The following is a 16517-nucleotide window of genomic DNA, read 5'->3' as shown; positions in this document are numbered from 1 at the left end:
TTACACTTTAGGGTTGGTCAGTTCGCTGATCAGCGGCAGCAGCACGCGTACGCTGTCGCGGGTTCGCTGGGTTATCTGGCCCGGCAGCCAGCGGTCAAGATAGGTCAGGTTGTCCAGATCGGTCTGATGCCGGGTGACGCCATCCGGAAAGTGACGGCTGCGATGACGCTGAATTTCGCCATCTTTGTTACCCAGCGCCCAGTTACTGGCTGTCACATCCAGCAGCGGGAAGCCCGCCCGGTCAAAGGCATTCGGGCCTTTAAAATCTTTATGGCTGATCGGGTGACTGGCTGCCGGGATACCCTGCTGACGTGCCAGGACCAGCGCGCGTTCGCTGGTCTGCTTGCGTACAACGCGGGGCGTATTGATACCGCTGTTAAAATAGAGATGATCGCCAGTGATCAGGCTGTTCAGATCGATTACCAGCAGCGTATTTTTCTTTTCACGCGTGCTCATTCGCTCGACATAATCGTCCATGCCGTGCAGATCCGCTTCTCCGGCGCTCAGCGCCACAAAGCGTATGCCGTAGTGCAGCGGTTTATGGCTCAGTTGCTGGGCCAGCTCCAGCATCACGCCCAGACCCGAGGCATTATCGTCGACACCCTGCAGACGCAGGCCGCCGAGGTTGCGACGCGCCTGGCTGCTGTTCTGCGGCGTCCAGGTATCAAGATGGGCCACGATCAGGATTTCCTGCGGCACGCTGCCTGCGCGCGCGGCAATGACGGAAGTGGCGGTAAGCTTATGCCAGCGCTGCGCACCGTCATCTTCCTGCCACCTGTAGCCGGTGTTGAACTGCCGGGTATTGGTCTGATAACCCAGCGTTGTAAATTGCTGCTGCAGATAGTCCGCTGCCATCAGCTCCGCAGGGCTACCGCTCATCCGGCCAGGGAACAGGGTGGCAATGTGCCGGACCTGCTGCTCGGCAAACTGACCGGTCGGCAGGGCCAGCGCCAGCGGAGAGATGAGTGCGCCAAACAAAACTGTCGCTACCCTCAGGCGGAGGGAACCAAACATAGTGCATCCTTTTTTTCGTTATCCGGGAGCCTTTCTGCATGCGGGCCATAGCCCGCCACGCCGGGCGCATTATACCCCTTTTGCACCGCCGTCCGGTGAGGGGATTCGGGCGCTGAACCGCTAATCAGCACGTCGTGTCAGTATTACTGGCACTTATCTGCTTCTGGTCCCGGGCAGGGATGCATAAATCTGTGAATCACTTCACGAAAAAGTCATTTAATTTCATCTGTTAAGATCAATTTGTTCTGTGCTCTGCCGGGGCGTTATTCCATTCGGTAACTACTCATTCCAATTCGTAATTTCATCTGCCTGAACCCTGCGACGTATAGTCGCGTTAATACAAAGTTAAAACATCAGGGTTAACGTGAACTATCTGCCTCTTTTTGCCGATCTCTCTGGCCGCCCGGTTCTGGTTGTCGGTGGTGGAGATATTGCGGCACGTAAAATTGAACTGCTGCGTCGCGCGCGCGCGCGTATCCAGATCGCTTCCCGCGAACTCTGCCCTGAACTACAGGCACTGCATGATGAGCAGGCGCTGGAGTGGATAGCGACCACGTTTGATCCGGCCCAGCTGGATAACGTTTTTCTGGTGATTGCCGCCACCGACGACAACGCACTTAATACCCAGGTTTTCGATGCTGCCAATGCGCGGCATAAGCTGGTTAATGTGGTCGATGACCAGCCGAAATGCACCTTTATCTTCCCCTCGATTGTTGACCGCTCACCGCTGGTGGTGGCGATCTCCTCCAGTGGCACCGCCCCGGTGCTGGCCCGTATGCTGCGTGAAAAAATTGAAACGCTGCTGCCTGCCACACTGGGACAGATGGCGGAGGTGGCCGGACTCTGGCGCGATAAGGTCAAACAGCGTTTCAGCCGCATGTCCGACCGCCGCCGCTTCTGGGAACGCGCCTTTGAAGGGCAGTTTGCCAGCCAGATAGCCGCCGGCAACGTTGAAGAGGCGAAACAGATCCTGGACCGCGAACTCCATGCCGAGCCGACCCGTCAGGGCGAGATCTTCCTGGTGGGCGCGGGCCCTGGCGACAGCGGCCTGCTGACGCTGCGCGGCCTGCAGGTGATGCAGCTGGCCGATGTGGTGCTTTACGATCATCTGGTCAGCGAGGAAGTGCTGGATCTGGTGCGCCGCGATGCCGACCGCATCTGCGTCGGCAAACGCGCCAGCGCCCATACGTTGCCGCAGGATGAGATCAATCAGCTGCTGGTTTCACTGGCGCTTAAGGGGAAGCGGGTCGTACGGCTGAAGGGGGGAGATCCCTTTATCTTTGGCCGCGGCGGCGAAGAGCTGCAGGCGGCCCAGCTGGCAGGCGTTCCCTTCCAGGTGGTGCCAGGCGTCACGGCCGCCGCGGGCGCAACAGCTTATGCCGGGATTCCGCTGACCCATCGCGATTACGCGCAGAGCGTAATGTTTATTACCGGTCACTGCCGTCCTGATGGGCATGACATTGACTGGCCATCGCTGGCGCGTGCGCGTCAGACGCTGGCCATCTATATGGGCACCGTGAAAGCGGCCGCGATCAGCGAAGCGTTAATTGCCCATGGCCGCGCGCCCTCCACGCCGGTGGCGGTGATCAGTCGCGGCACCCGCCAGGATCAGCAGGTGCTGACCGGCACCTTAGAACAACTTGAGGCGCTGGCCGCCTCAGCACCCACTCCGGCGCTGCTGGTGATTGGAGAGGTGGTAAATCTGCACGGGCAACTCGCCTGGTTTAAACATTCGGCACAGCAGGGGGCTCGCGAGTCCGCCGTTGTCAATCTGGCTTGAGGGAAAATCATGGACCAAAAACGACTCACTCATCTGCGTCAGCTGGAGGCGGAGAGTATCCATATTATTCGCGAAGTGGCGGCGGAGTTCAGCAATCCGGTGATGATGTACTCCATCGGTAAAGACTCATCCGTCATGCTGCATCTGGCGCGCAAAGCCTTCTATCCGGGCACGCTGCCGTTCCCGCTGCTGCATGTGGATACCGGCTGGAAATTTCGTGAAATGTACGAATTCCGTGACCGCACCGTGAAAGCGATGGGCGCAGAGCTGCTGGTTCACCGCAACCCGGAAGGTGTGGCGATGGGGATCAACCCCTTTGTTCACGGCAGTGCCAAACACACGGACATCATGAAGACCGAAGGGCTGAAGCAGGCGCTGAACAAATATGGTTTTGACGCGGCCTTTGGCGGCGCACGTCGTGACGAAGAGAAATCACGCGCGAAAGAGCGCATTTACTCGTTCCGCGACCGCTTCCATCGCTGGGACCCGAAAAACCAGCGTCCTGAGCTGTGGCACAACTACAACGGTCAGATCAACAAAGGCGAAAGCATCCGCGTCTTCCCGCTGTCGAACTGGACCGAACTGGATATCTGGCAGTACATCTTCCTGGAAAATATCGAGATCGTGCCGCTCTATCTCGCCGCGCCGCGTCCGGTGCTGGAGCGCGATGGCATGCTGATGATGATCGATGACGATCGCATCAACCTGCAGCCGGGCGAAGAGATCACCGAGCGGATGGTGCGTTTCCGCACGCTGGGCTGCTGGCCGCTGACCGGCGCCGTAGAGTCTGAGGCGCAGACGCTGCCGGATATCATCGAAGAGATGCTGGTTTCCACTACCAGCGAGCGTCAGGGCCGCGTGATCGATCGCGATCAGTCCGGTTCGATGGAACTGAAAAAACGTCAGGGTTATTTCTAAGGAGACGCCAGATGAATACCGTAATTGCACAACAGATTGCCGAGCAGGGTGGCGTTGAAGCCTGGCTGACCGCGCAACAGCACAAAAGCCTGCTGCGTTTTCTGACCTGCGGCAGCGTGGACGATGGCAAAAGTACGCTGATCGGTCGTCTGCTGCATGACACCCGTCAGATCTATGAAGATCAGCTCTCATCCCTGCACAACGACAGCAAGCGTCACGGCACACAGGGCGAGAAACTCGATCTGGCGCTACTGGTGGATGGCCTGCAGGCAGAGCGTGAGCAGGGCATTACCATCGATGTGGCTTACCGCTACTTCTCGACCGAAAAACGTAAATTTATCATTGCCGACACGCCGGGCCATGAGCAGTACACCCGCAACATGGCGACCGGCGCCTCAACCTGCGATCTGGCGATCCTGCTGATCGATGCGCGTAAAGGCGTGCTGGATCAGACCCGCCGTCACAGTTTTATCTCGACGCTGCTGGGGATCAAACATCTGGTTGTGGCGATCAACAAGATGGATCTGGTGGAGTACAGCCAGGAACGTTTTGAGCAGATCAAACAGGATTACCTCGATTTTGCGGCTCAGCTGCCCGACGATCTTGATATCCGCTTTGTGCCGATGTCGGCGCTTGAAGGAGACAACGTCGCCTCTGCCAGCCAGACCATGCCGTGGTACAGCGGCCCGACGCTGCTGGATGTGCTGGAAACCGTGGAGCTGAAGCGTGTCGTCGATCATCAGCCGATGCGTTTCCCGGTGCAGTATGTCAATCGTCCGAACCTGGATTTCCGCGGCTATGCCGGCACGCTGGCATCGGGCAGCGTGCAGGTGGGACAGCGTGTCAAAGTGCTGCCTTCCGGCGTCGAGTCTACCGTTGCGCGCATTGTCACCTTTGATGGCGATCTGCAGGAAGCGGGCGCAGGCGAGGCGATCACCCTGGTGCTGGCGGATGAGATTGATATCAGCCGCGGCGATCTGCTGGTCGACGCCGGTGAAACGCTGACGGCGGTTCAGTCCGCCAGCGTTGATGTGGTCTGGATGGCGGAGCAGCCGCTGCAGGCCGGTCAGAGCTATGACCTGAAAATCGCCGGGAAAAAGACCGTGGCCGGGTTGAGAAGGTGCTGCATCAGGTCGAAATTAACTCACTGGAGACGCATCAGGTCGATGCGCTGCCGCTGAACGGCATCGGTCGCGTTGAGATCACCTTCGATGAACCGATGGTGCTCGACAGCTATCAGCAGAACCCGGTGACCGGCGGCATGATCTTTATCGATCGCCTGAGTAACGTCACCGTCGGGGCCGGCATGATTTATCAGCCGAATCTGGACGCGCCGGTTAACCGCGGTGAGTTCAGCGCCTTTGAGCTGGAACTGAATGCGCTGGTGCGCCGTCACTTCCCGCACTGGAATGCGCGTGACCTGCTGGGCGGTCAGTAATGGCCGGGCATGATGAGAATGTGGTGTGGCATGACCATCCGGTGACACGCGCCGCTCGCGAGCAGCAGCATGGTCACCAGGGGGCGGTGCTGTGGTTTACCGGGCTTTCGGGCTCGGGCAAATCAACCGTTGCGGGCGCGCTGGAACAGGCGCTGCACCGTATCGGCGTCAGCACCTATCTGCTGGACGGTGACAACGTGCGCCACGGCCTCTGCCGTGACCTCGGTTTCAGCGATGACGACCGCAAAGAGAATATCCGTCGGGTCGGCGAAGTGGCGAAACTGATGGTCGATGCCGGGCTGGTGGTGCTGACGGCCTTTATCTCGCCGCATCGCGCCGAGCGGCAGATGGTGCGCGATCTGCTCGAACCCGGACAGTTTATCGAGGTCTTTGTTGATACGCCGCTGGCCGTGTGTGAAGCGCGCGATCCCAAAGGCTTGTACCGTAAAGCGCGTGCGGGTGAGCTGCGTAATTTCACCGGTATCGACAGCGTTTATGAGGCGCCTGACCGCCCGGAAATCCAGCTGGATGGCGAACAATTGGTTACAAAACTGGCAGCCCAATTGTTAGACCTGCTGCGTGACCGCGATATCATCAGATCCTGAAGAGACAGCGGCAGATCGCTTCTGATTTGCCGCCCTCGCGCCAACAGGATGCCTATGCAGAACATTACCCCAATGCTCGCCCGTAAAGATGACGCTTCCCGTGATGAGCCGCGCTCATTGCTGCCGGGTGGCGTGATCGGCTTTCTCGCTTACTGGTGCGCGCTGGCGATTCCCTTTCTGCTGTTCGGCTCTAACACGCTGTTTTTCTTTCTTTATACCTGGCCATTCTTTCTGGCCCTGCTGCCGGTTGCCGTGGTCACGGGTATCGCACTGAATACGCTTCTCAGTGGTCAGTGGCTCTGGGCTGCACTCGCCACGGTGATTATTGTGGTCACACTCTTCTGGCTGATGTTCTCTTTCCTCTCCGGCTGGTAACGCCTCACGCCGCCTGTACTGATGTGCAAACGCATCGGCAGGTTACAAATCTTTTCCCGTCAGAATCGGCACAGATTCATATTTTGCACAGACGCGCAGCAAAGCGCGCCATTTTCGCGGCTGGTGTGGAGTCCTGTGCAAAGTTATGGGATGATTGGGCCGATTTTAGGGGGCGGGATGGGAAAACTGACGTTACTGTTACTGGTGCTGCTTGGCTGGCTGCAATATTCGTTGTGGCTGGGGAAAAATGGCATCCATGACTATACGCGCGTCAATGATGATGTCGCGGTGCAACAGGCAAACAATGCCAAACTGAAGTCGCGCAACGATCAGCTGTTTGCCGAAATTGACGACCTCAATGGCGGCTCGGAAGCGATCGAGGAGCGTGCACGCAACGAACTGGGCATGATTAAGCCCGGTGAGACCTTCTATCGTCTGGTGCCTGACCAGAACAAACGCAACGCGCAACTCTCTGCGCAAAACCAACAACGATAAAACATGAACACTCTGGCCTCCCTTGCGGATGTGATTGCCGTGGTGCCCGCTGCCGGGATTGGCAGCCGCATGCAGGCAACCTGTCCGAAGCAGTATCTGACGATTGGTCAGCACACCCTTCTGGAACACAGCATTGCCCGTCTGTTTTCCCATCCCGCTATCCGGCAGGTTATTGTCGCCCTCAGCCCCGACGACCAGTATTTCAGTTCGCTGCCGCTGGCCCAGGATCCCCGTGTGCTCCGGGTTACCGGTGGCGAGACGCGCGCCGAATCCGTGCTGGCTGGCTTACAGGCCGCCCAGGGTTCCGCGTGGGTGCTGGTCCATGACGCGGCGCGTCCCTGCCTGCATCCCGACGATCTTCAGCAACTGCTGAATGTGCGCCAGCAGAGTCACGTCGGCGGGATTCTGGCCGCGCCCGTGCGCGACACCATGAAACGGGGCGAGCCGGGTAAAGCGGCGGTCGCTCACACGGTGGAACGCGACGATCTCTGGCACGCCTTAACGCCACAGTTCTTCCCGCATGCGCTGCTTACCGCCTGCCTGACGCGCGCGCTGAACGAAGGCGCCACTATCACCGATGAAGCGTCGGCGCTGGAGTATTGTGGCTACCATCCGCTGCTGGTCAGCGGACGCAGCGATAACATTAAAGTCACCCGGCCGGAAGATCTGGCCCTGGCGGCTTTCTATCTGAGTCAGATTCAATTAAAGGAGAGCGCATGATGCGTATCGGTCACGGTTTTGACGTTCACGCCTTTGGCGGAGAGGGTCCGTTAGTGATTGGCGGTGTGCGGATCCCGTTTGAGCAGGGGTTTATCGCCCATTCGGATGGCGACGTGGCGCTGCATGCGCTCACTGATGCTCTGCTGGGTGCCGTCGCGATGGGCGATATCGGTAAACTGTTCCCGGATACCGATCCCGCCTTTAAAGGCGCGGACAGCCGGGGCCTGCTGCGCGAGGCCTGGCGCCGTATCGAAGCCAAAGGCTATCGCATCGGCAATGTGGACGTCACGATTATCGCGCAGGCACCTAAAATGCTGCCGCACGTGCCGCAGATGCGAATTAACATCGCGGAAGATCTGGGTTGCCACATGGATGCCGTCAATGTGAAAGCCACTACGACAGAAAAGCTGGGCTTTACCGGGCGCGGCGAAGGGATCGCCTGCGAGGCAGTGGCCTTACTGCTGAAAGCAGACAGCCAATGAATCTGAATTACCTGCACGGCACGCCCGTCGCCTCCGGCGTCATCAAGGCGAATCCGGACGATTTTGTGGTCGTGGAAGATCTGGGCTACGGCCCGGATGGAGAAGGTGAGCATCTGCTGGTGCGCATCCGGAAGGTGGGCGCTAATACCCGCTTCGTGGCGGAAGCGCTGGCGAAGTATCTTGGCGTGCCTGCGCGCGACCTGAGCTATGCCGGGATGAAAGACCGCCATGCGGTGACGGAGCAGACGCTCTGTTTCCGTCTGCCGGGCAATGCGATGCCCGATCTGCGCGGTTTCGCGCTGGAAGGGGTCGACATCCTGCAGGCGGTGCGCCACAAACGTAAGCTGCGCATCGGTGCGCTGGCAGGCAACGCGTTCCGGCTGGTCATTCGTCAGATCAGTGACCGTGACGCTGTCGAAACCCGGCTGGCGCAGATTTGCGCGGCGGGTGTGCCGAACTATTTCGGTGAACAGCGCTTTGGTCGCGGCGGTAATAACCTTGTGATGGCGGAGAAGTGGGCGCGCAATGAGATTAGCCTGCGCGACCGCAACAAGCGCAGCCTGATGCTCTCTGCCACCCGCAGCGCGCTGTTTAACCAAGTGACCAGCGCGCGTCTGCAGCAGCAGGGTGGGCTGACTCAGGTGCTCAACGGCGATGCGCTGCAGCTGACCGGCCGTGGCAGCTGGTTTGTCGTGCAGCCCGATGAGCTGGCAGAGTCGCAGCGCCGGGTCGATCAGCATGAGCTGCGCATTACCGCGCCGCTGCCGGGGCGCGGCGAGCCAGGCCCACAGGCGGAGGCGCTGGCTTTTGAACAGCAGGTGCTGGCCGATGCTACACTGTTAACCGGTCTGACTGAACGCGAGAAAGTCGACGCCGCACGCCGCGCCATGCTGGTGGTGCCGCGCGATATGCAGTGGCACTGGCAGGATGCGGCGACGCTGGTGCTGGCGTTCTGGCTGCCCGCAGGCAGCTTTGCCACCAGCGTTGTCCGGGAACTGCTGACCCACACGGACTCCCCCGACCAGCCTGATGAGTAATCGCTGTCGCAACATTGTCCACGGCGTGGGTAATGTTGCGGCAAACCTCTGTTGTCCTGTGATTTACGCCTACCACTTCCTCGCGTGCCTCGCTAGAATGCAAAAATCGCTGTCCATGTCCCACCTGTTGCCATGCCGTTCAGACAGGTTCAGCCACAGCGACCAGTCGAATAAAAAAAGGTCAGAACGAAATGCGGATATTGCTCAGTAACGATGACGGCATTCATGCGCCAGGGATTCAGACTCTGGCAAAAGCCCTTCGGCAGATTGCTGACGTTCAGGTTGTTGCCCCCGATCGTAACCGAAGCGGTGCCTCGAACTCATTAACCCTGGAAACGCCTCTGCGCACCTTCACCCATGAAAACGGCGATATTGCGGTTCAGATGGGCACGCCGACCGATTGCGTTTATCTGGGGGTGAATGCACTGATGCAGCCGCGTCCCGATATTGTGGTATCAGGAATCAATGCCGGCCCCAACCTGGGTGATGATGTGATCTACTCCGGCACGGTAGCGGCCGCGATGGAAGGGCGGCATCTTGGCCTGCCGGCTATCGCGGTATCGCTGAATGGTCATCAGCACTACGCGACGGCGGCGGCGGTCGTATGCGCCATCCTGAAAGCGCTGACGCATAAACCGCTGCGTACGGGGCGCATACTCAACATCAACGTTCCCGATTTACCTCTGGCAGAGCTTAAAGGTATTCGCGTAACGCGCTGCGGCAGCCGCCATCCTGCCGACCAGGTGATTGCCCAGCAGGATCCACGTGGCAATACCCTCTACTGGATTGGCCCGCCCGGTGAACAGCTGGATGCGGGGCCGGATACAGACTTCGCCGCCGTAGATCAGGGCTATGTGTCTGTCACCGCACTGCACGTCGATTTGACGGCGCACAGCGCGCAGGATGTGCTTAGCGACTGGCTGACCCACGCTGAGGTAAACCTGGCATGGTAAACCGGCGTATTGAGACATTGTTGTCGCAGCTGCGTCAGCAGGGCATCGATGATGAAAATCTGCTGAAAGCCCTGAGTGACGTGCCACGCGAGCGTTTTATCGACGAGGCTTTCGAGCATAAAGCCTGGGACAATGTTGCCCTGCCTATCGGCTCCGGACAGACGATCTCTCAGCCTTATATGGTGGCGCGAATGACGGCGCTACTGGCGCTCAATCCGCACTCGCGGGTGCTGGAAATTGGCACTGGCTCGGGTTACCAGACGGCCATTCTGGCTCATCTGGTCGATCATGTTTATTCCGTGGAGCGGATTAAAGGGTTGCAGTGGCAGGCCAAGCGTCGCCTCAAGCAGCTGGATCTGCATAACGTTTCTACCCGCCATGGCGATGGCTGGCAGGGCTGGCCTTCGCGTGGCCCTTTCGATGCGATTATTGTTACGGCGGCACCGCCGGAAATTCCGATTGCGCTGATAGCACAGCTGGCAGAAGGCGGCATTATGGTGCTGCCGGTTGGCGAAGAGCAGCAGGTGCTGAAGCGCCTGCGTCGTCAGGGCGAAGAGATCGTGGAAGAGATCATTGAGCCGGTGCGTTTTGTGCCACTGGTGCAGGGCGATTTGGCCTGACTTTCTACGTATTTCTTCACAACTGTTTCATGGCACCACGTAGCTGATGTTGTTACTATCCAATTTATGCATTAAAAAAACAGATTTTATCGCGCCATGCAGAGCATTCTGCTGGCAGGTTCAGTGAAATACACAGAACAGCGCTGCCATCACGGGGGATTAATGAGCACGGGAAGCACACTTTTTCAGTTACGCCGTCTGGCGGCTCTTTCACTGGTCGGTTTCTGGCTGGCAGGATGCAGCTCTGGCGACAATTCTCAGGCCCCTATCAGTCGTGTCGGCGATAATGGCGGCATGCTGAACAGCCCGGCGGGCGGAGGTCAGGTTTCAGGCGGTATTCCTGCTGCACCCTCTCAGGGACAAATGTTAAGCAGAAATTCAGTATCTGCTCCAGTCAGCGGTGGAATGATTAGTACCAGCAATAATGTTGAAACGCAGAATGGCCGTATAGTGTACAACCGCAGTTACCAGAATATTCCTAAGGGTAGCTACTCTGGTGAAACGTACACCGTTAAGCGTGGAGACACATTGTTCTATATTGCCTGGATCACCGGCAACGATTTCCGCGATTTAGCCCAGCGCAACAACGTTCCGGCGCCATACAGCCTGAATGTCGGGCAGACTTTACAGATTGGAAATGGGTCGGGTCAGCCAATTACCGGTGGAAATTCCATTACTGCGGCTGATGCAACGCAGGGCGGGATTGTGGCAGCACCACAAATTAAATCTCCTGCTGTTGCACAGCAACCTGTTATTACGTATTCTGATGATTCGGGAAATTCGGGTGGCAGCAAATTGTTGCCTTCGAAAGGAGCAAATGTTGCAACGACAACAGCTCCAGTGATTACCGCACCCCCTACGGTTAGCAGCACAACCAACAGTTCAACGCCGGTCGGAAGCTGGCGCTGGCCGACTGATGGGAAGATTATTGATAACTTCTCTGCCGCCGAAGGTGGCAATAAAGGTATCGATATCGCCGGGACACGCGGACAATCTGTGGTGGCCACTGCTTCAGGACGAGTGGTTTACGCAGGTAACGCACTCCGGGGTTACGGTAATTTAATCATCATCAAACACAATGATGATTACCTGAGCGCCTACGCCCACAACGATACAATGCTGGTCCGGGAACAACAGGAAGTTAAGGCGGGGCAAAAGATCGCTACCATGGGTAGCACCGGAACCAGTTCAGTCAGATTACACTTTGAAATTCGTTACAAGGGGAAATCCGTAAACCCGTTGCGTTATTTACCGCAGCGATAATCCGGCAGAACACAACAGCTTTACGTTCTGCCCTGGAATCACGGGTAGGAGCCGCTTATGAGCCAGAATACGCTGAAAGTAAACGAGTTACATGAGAACGCGGAATTCGATGAGAACGGAGCTGAAATTTTTGACGAGAAAGCACTCGTTGAAAACGAAGTCAGTGATAGCGACGTAGCGGAAGAAGAGTTGCTATCACAGGGTGCGACGCAGCGTGTCTTAGATGCGACGCAGCTCTATCTCGGGGAGATTGGCTATTCTCCGTTGTTAACGGCAGAGGAAGAAGTGTTCTTCGCTCGCCGTGCATTGCGGGGTGATATTCCTTCCCGTCGCCGTATGATTGAAAGTAACTTACGCCTGGTGGTTAAAATCGCCCGTCGTTACAGCAATCGTGGTTTAGCACTGCTGGACCTGATTGAAGAAGGTAACCTCGGCCTGATTCGTGCCGTTGAGAAATTTGATCCGGAGCGCGGGTTCCGTTTCTCAACTTATGCCACCTGGTGGATTCGTCAGACTATTGAACGGGCGATCATGAATCAAACCCGTACTATCCGTCTGCCGATTCACATCGTGAAAGAGCTGAATGTTTATCTGCGTACTGCGCGTGAACTTTCCCACAAGCTCGACCATGAGCCGAGTGCGGAAGAGATCGCTGAGCAGCTTGATAAACCGGTTGATGATGTCAGCCGCATGTTGCGTCTCAACGAACGCATCACCTCAGTCGATACGCCATTAGGCGGAGACTCTGAGAAAGCGCTGCTGGATATTCTGGCCGATGAAAAAGACAACGGTCCGGAAGACACCACGCAGGACGATGATATGAAACAAAGCATCGTCAAATGGCTGTTCGAACTGAATGCCAAGCAGCGTGAGGTACTGGCGCGTCGCTTCGGTCTGTTGGGCTATGAAGCCGCAACGCTTGAGGATGTGGGCCGCGAAATCGGCTTAACCCGCGAGCGTGTACGTCAGATTCAGGTTGAAGGTTTGCGCCGTCTGCGCGAAATCCTGCAGGCGCAGGGTCTCAACATTGAAGCACTCTTTCGTGAATAATCGTCATTAAGCCTGTTGGCTGACTTACGCAAAAAGCGGTGGTGAAAACCACCGCTTTTTTTATGCCTGCGGAAAAAGTAAAACGCGGCGCAGAGGCAGAATGCACGGCGGAACCGCACCGCGTGGGAACGCGGCGCGGTACGAGGTCAGACCAGTGATTTAAGACGGTAAATCCAGTCAAGTGCCTGACGCGGCGTCAGTGTATCCGGATCCAGCGCTTCCAGTGCCTCTATGGCCGGCGATGTCTCCTCCACCAGCAGCGGCAGCTGAGACCCATCGACGGTCGAGGAGGCAGCGTGACCGGACACCGTTTCCAGCTCCTTCAGCTTGTTCCGCGCCCGCTTAATCACCTCTTTCGGCACGCCAGCCAGCGCGGCCACGGCCAGACCGTAACTCTTACTCGCCGCGCCTTCCTGAACGCTGTGCATAAAAGCAATGGTTTCCCCATGCTCGACGGCATCCAGATGGACATTGACCACACCTTCCATTTTTTCCGGCAGGGTGGTCAGTTCAAAGTAGTGCGTGGCAAACAGCGTCATGGCCTTGATGCGGTTGGCCAGGTTCTCGGCGCAGGCCCAGGCCAGCGACAGACCGTCATAGGTTGAGGTGCCGCGGCCAATCTCATCCATCAGCACCAGGCTGTTTTCGGTGGCGTTGTGCAGGATGTTGGCGGTTTCCGTCATCTCCACCATAAAGGTCGAGCGACCGGAGGCCAGGTCATCAGCGGCCCCGACGCGGGTAAAGATGCGATCCAGCGGGCCAATCAGCGCCTCGTCGGCGGGCACAAAACTTCCCATCCAGGCCATCAGTGCAATCAGCGCCGCCTGCCGCATATAGGTACTTTTACCGCCCATATTAGGACCGGTGATGATCAACATTCTGCGCTGAGGCGCCAGTGACAGCGGATTGGCAATAAACGGCTCTTTCAGCACCTGTTCAACCACGGGATGGCGACCACCGCTGATTTTGATTCCGGCTTTATCCTGTAATACCGGACGGCAATAGTTAAGGGTCCAGGCTCGTTCCGCCAGGTTGCTTAACACATCCAGCTCAGCCAGCGCCGTTGCGCTCAGCTGCAGATCTTCAAGATGGGGCAGCAGCTGATCGAACAGCGCCTCATAGAGACTTTTTTCCAGCGACAGGGCTTTGCTTTTGGAGGTCAGGACTTTGTCTTCATACTCCTTGAGTTCCGGAATGATGTAGCGCTCAGCATTTTTCAGCGTCTGACGGCGCACATAGTGCATCGGAACCTGATGGCTTTGTCCCCGGCTGACCTGGATGTAATAGCCGTGCACGCCATTGAATCCGACCTTCAGGGTGTCGAGTCCCAGCTTCTCGCGCTCGCGGATTTCCAGCCTGTCGAGGTAGTCGGTAGCACCATCGGCCAGCGCGCGCCACTCGTCCAGCTCCGCGTTGTAGCCGGGCGCAATCACGCCGCCGTCGCGGATCAGCACCGGCGGTGACTCGATGACGGCCTGCTCCAGCAGCTCGCGCAGTGCGGTAAACTCACCCATCCGGGTACGCAGTTTCTGCAGCTGAGGCGCCTGTACATCAGCCAGCAGGCGGTTGAGTTCCGGCAATTGCTGGAACGCGTGACGCATGCGAGCCAGATCGCGCGGACGGGCGGTGCGCAGGGCCAGCCGCGCCAGAATACGCTCCAGATCGCCAACCTGACGCAGCACCGGTTGCAGTGCTTCGCTAAGGTTCTGCAGCTCAGCAATCGACGCCTGACGCTGGGTAATTGTCTCCGCATCACGCAGTGGCATGTGCAGCCAGCGCTTCAGCATCCGGCTTCCCATCGGCGTGACCGTTTTATCCAGCACGGCCGCCAGCGTATTGTCGGTACCGCCGGCCATGTTCTGGGTGATTTCCAGATTACGGCGGGTGGCGGCATCCATGATAATGCTGTCCTGCTGCCGCTCCATGCTCAGTGAGCGGATGTGGGGCAACGTGGTGCGCTGGGTATCTTTGGCATATTGCAGCAGACAACCGGCCGCGCTCAGTCCCAGATGCGCATTTTCCACGCCAAAGCCGTTAAGATCGCGGGTGCCGAACTGCAGATTGAGCTGCTGACGGGCGGTGTCGATCTCAAACTCCCAGAGCGGACGGCGACGCAGGCCGCGCCGCTGGTCGATCAGCGACATCGCCTGAAAATCTTCAGGATAGAGCAGCTCGGCGGGATTGGTGCGCTGCAACTCGGCCGCCATCGTTTCGGCATCGGCAGGTTCGCTCAGACGAAAACGGCCTGAGCTGATATCGAGCGTGGCGTAGCCAAAACCGCGCGGGCTCTGCACAATCGCTGCCAGCAGATTGTCATGCCGTTCCTGCAGCAGCGCCTCATCACTAATGGTGCCGGGGGTCACGATGCGCACCACTTTGCGCTCAACCGGCCCTTTGCTCAGCGCCGGGTCGCCAATCTGTTCGCAGATGGCAACCGATTCGCCCAGCTGCACCAGCTTAGCCAGATAACCTTCCACCGCATGATGAGGCACACCGGCCATCGGAATCGGTTCACCCGCGGATGCGCCGCGTTTGGTGAGTGAGATTTCCAGCAGCTGCGAGGCGCGCTTAGCGTCGTCATAAAACAGCTCGTAGAAATCACCCATCCGGTAAAACAGCAGAATGTCAGGATGTTCTGCCTTGAGGCGCAGGTACTGCTGCATCATTGGGGTATGAGAAGGAAAGTCCTTTTCGGTTGGCTCTTGCATAAGGTTTTAACTCATCTTTGCTGCGGTAAAGTTCTGGCGGTCAACGCCCATGAAACCGAAAGGAATTAGCGTCGGCGCGCAGGATAAACAGATGATAACGAATAGGGCAGGGCTTATGCCAGCCTGATGCATCGCCGCGCGCCTGACCCTGTAAAGCTGACAGGCATCCTGGCAAACGTGGCGGCGGCTGGCGACAGAAAAGTCACGGTTTTCAGATTACTGATCGATTGCTGCGAGGCGGCTCGCGGTTTACACGGCTATTCAGAGAGGCTGTCCGGTTCAGGAGCGCAGCCCGTCAGCGCAGCCCGTTCTGCAGCGCCCAGACGGCGGCTTCGAGCCGGGATTTGAGGTTCATCTTCTTCAGCAGGTATTTGACGTGAACCTTGACGGTGCTTTCGCTGATCGCCAGTTTTCGGGCAATTGTTTTATTCGTCATCCCCTCACTGATCAATAACAGGATTTCCCGTTCACGCCGGGTGAGCTGACTGATGTCGCCCGACCGTGCAGGTTGCGCTGCACGCAGTCGGGAAACCAGAACCGGCGTCAGCGCCTCGCTCAGGACAATCTGACCAGCCGCTGCCTGATACAGTGCTTTCAGCAGGGCTTCCGGCTCCATATCTTTCAGCAGATACCCATCAGCGCCGCGCTTCAGTGCGCTGACGACATCCTCTTCGTCATCTGACATGCTGAACACGACTACCCGGCCGGAAAGGGCCATTTCGCGCAGCTGAGTCAGGGTATCCAGTCCGTTCAGACCAGGCATGTTGAGATCGAGCAGGATCAGGTCAGGATCGTGCTGCTGAGCCAGCGCCAGCCCCTCGATGCCGTTACCGGCTTCGGCCACCACCTGCAGTCGCGGATCCAGTACCATCAGTTGCTTCATCCCGCTACGCAGCATGGGATGATCGTCAATCAATAAAAGTGTGTGTTTTTCTGCCGCCACCCTCTCTCCTGTTTCTGTCAGACCGCCAGCGTCGTGCAGATGAAGAGGCCTATCTTAACGGGGAAGCAGGGAGGCCACATACCCCCAAAGGACTACTCCTTTATTTCCATCTGACC

15 protein-coding genes and 1 pseudogene are annotated in these 16517 nt (G+C 57.9%); 13 read left to right on the top strand and 3 right to left on the bottom strand.

The annotated features are described in order from the left end of the window. The gene (locus tag ACLHDD_RS11520) at positions 1-1014 is read right to left on the bottom strand and encodes an aminopeptidase (protein WP_427104211.1); all 1014 of its coding nucleotides are present in this window, start codon (positions 1012-1014) and stop codon (positions 1-3) included. Positions 1015-1378: 364 nt separating this feature from the next. Here ACLHDD_RS11520 and cysG point away from each other — a divergent pair, with 364 nt between their 5' ends. The 13 genes and pseudogenes from cysG (at position 1379) to rpoS (ending at position 12750) form a co-directional block, all read left to right on the top strand. Then, positions 1379-2794 carry a siroheme synthase CysG gene (cysG, locus tag ACLHDD_RS11515; RefSeq protein ID WP_427104210.1) on the top strand — a complete coding sequence of 472 codons (1416 nt, stop codon included), beginning with the start codon at positions 1379-1381 and terminating at the stop codon, positions 2792-2794. Positions 2795-2803: 9 nt separating this feature from the next. Then, positions 2804-3712, top strand: coding sequence for a sulfate adenylyltransferase subunit CysD (cysD, locus tag ACLHDD_RS11510; RefSeq protein WP_427104209.1), 909 nt, complete (start codon positions 2804-2806; stop codon positions 3710-3712). Between the two features lie 11 nt (positions 3713-3723). Next, positions 3724-5150, top strand: a pseudogene (gene cysN, locus ACLHDD_RS11505) (sulfate adenylyltransferase subunit CysN). Then, positions 5150-5755, top strand: coding sequence for an adenylyl-sulfate kinase (gene cysC / locus ACLHDD_RS11500; protein ID WP_427104208.1), 606 nt, complete (start codon positions 5150-5152; stop codon positions 5753-5755). The pseudogene cysN and the gene cysC overlap by 1 nt, the downstream one beginning before the upstream one ends. A 54-nt stretch (positions 5756-5809) precedes the next feature. After that, a complete protein-coding gene (locus ACLHDD_RS11495; RefSeq protein ID WP_111141643.1) occupies positions 5810-6130 on the top strand; it encodes a DUF3561 family protein in 321 nt (106 codons plus the stop codon). Positions 6131-6307: 177 nt separating this feature from the next. Further along, positions 6308-6625 carry a cell division protein FtsB gene (gene ftsB, locus ACLHDD_RS11490; protein ID WP_111141653.1) on the top strand — a complete coding sequence of 106 codons (318 nt, stop codon included), beginning with the start codon at positions 6308-6310 and terminating at the stop codon, positions 6623-6625. Between the two features lie 3 nt (positions 6626-6628). Then, the gene (ispD, locus tag ACLHDD_RS11485) at positions 6629-7345 is read left to right on the top strand and encodes a 2-C-methyl-D-erythritol 4-phosphate cytidylyltransferase (protein ID WP_427104207.1); all 717 of its coding nucleotides are present in this window, start codon (positions 6629-6631) and stop codon (positions 7343-7345) included. Further along, positions 7345-7827 (top strand): 2-C-methyl-D-erythritol 2,4-cyclodiphosphate synthase, encoded by a 483-nt coding sequence (ispF, locus tag ACLHDD_RS11480; protein WP_086906370.1) that lies wholly within the window; start codon positions 7345-7347, stop codon positions 7825-7827. Before ispD ends, ispF begins: the two co-directional genes overlap by 1 nt. Continuing rightward, the gene (gene truD, locus ACLHDD_RS11475; protein ID WP_427104206.1) at positions 7824-8864 is read left to right on the top strand and encodes a tRNA pseudouridine(13) synthase TruD; all 1041 of its coding nucleotides are present in this window, start codon (positions 7824-7826) and stop codon (positions 8862-8864) included. Before ispF ends, truD begins: the two co-directional genes overlap by 4 nt. Before the next feature lie 191 nt (positions 8865-9055). Next, on the top strand, positions 9056-9817 hold the full coding sequence (surE, locus tag ACLHDD_RS11470; protein WP_427104205.1) for a 5'/3'-nucleotidase SurE: 762 nt from the start codon (positions 9056-9058) through the stop codon (positions 9815-9817). Next, positions 9811-10437 carry a protein-L-isoaspartate(D-aspartate) O-methyltransferase gene (locus tag ACLHDD_RS11465; RefSeq protein WP_427104204.1) on the top strand — a complete coding sequence of 209 codons (627 nt, stop codon included), beginning with the start codon at positions 9811-9813 and terminating at the stop codon, positions 10435-10437. The genes surE and ACLHDD_RS11465 overlap by 7 nt, the downstream gene beginning before the upstream one ends. A 162-nt stretch (positions 10438-10599) precedes the next feature. Next, positions 10600-11700 (top strand): murein hydrolase activator NlpD, encoded by a 1101-nt coding sequence (gene nlpD, locus ACLHDD_RS11460; RefSeq protein ID WP_427105205.1) that lies wholly within the window; start codon positions 10600-10602, stop codon positions 11698-11700. 57 nt (positions 11701-11757) lie between these two features. Continuing rightward, positions 11758-12750 carry an RNA polymerase sigma factor RpoS gene (gene rpoS / locus ACLHDD_RS11455; RefSeq protein WP_427104203.1) on the top strand — a complete coding sequence of 331 codons (993 nt, stop codon included), beginning with the start codon at positions 11758-11760 and terminating at the stop codon, positions 12748-12750. 146 nt (positions 12751-12896) lie between these two features. Here rpoS and mutS read toward each other — a convergent pair whose 3' ends face one another. Together mutS and narL are read right to left on the bottom strand one after the other, a co-directional pair. Beyond that, positions 12897-15458 carry a DNA mismatch repair protein MutS gene (mutS, locus tag ACLHDD_RS11450; protein ID WP_427104202.1) on the bottom strand — a complete coding sequence of 854 codons (2562 nt, stop codon included), beginning with the start codon at positions 15456-15458 and terminating at the stop codon, positions 12897-12899. 295 nt (positions 15459-15753) lie between these two features. Further along, the gene (gene narL / locus ACLHDD_RS11445) at positions 15754-16401 is read right to left on the bottom strand and encodes a two-component system response regulator NarL (RefSeq protein WP_427104201.1); all 648 of its coding nucleotides are present in this window, start codon (positions 16399-16401) and stop codon (positions 15754-15756) included. Between the last annotated feature and the right edge of the window lie 116 nt (positions 16402-16517).

It is taken from the genome of Pantoea sp. NSTU24, from assembly GCF_050157905.1.
In the GTDB taxonomy this organism is placed as follows: domain Bacteria; phylum Pseudomonadota; class Gammaproteobacteria; order Enterobacterales; family Enterobacteriaceae; genus Pantoea.
The sequence above is the reverse complement of the archived record's forward strand: the minus strand, read 5'-3'. Positions and strand labels throughout refer to the sequence as shown.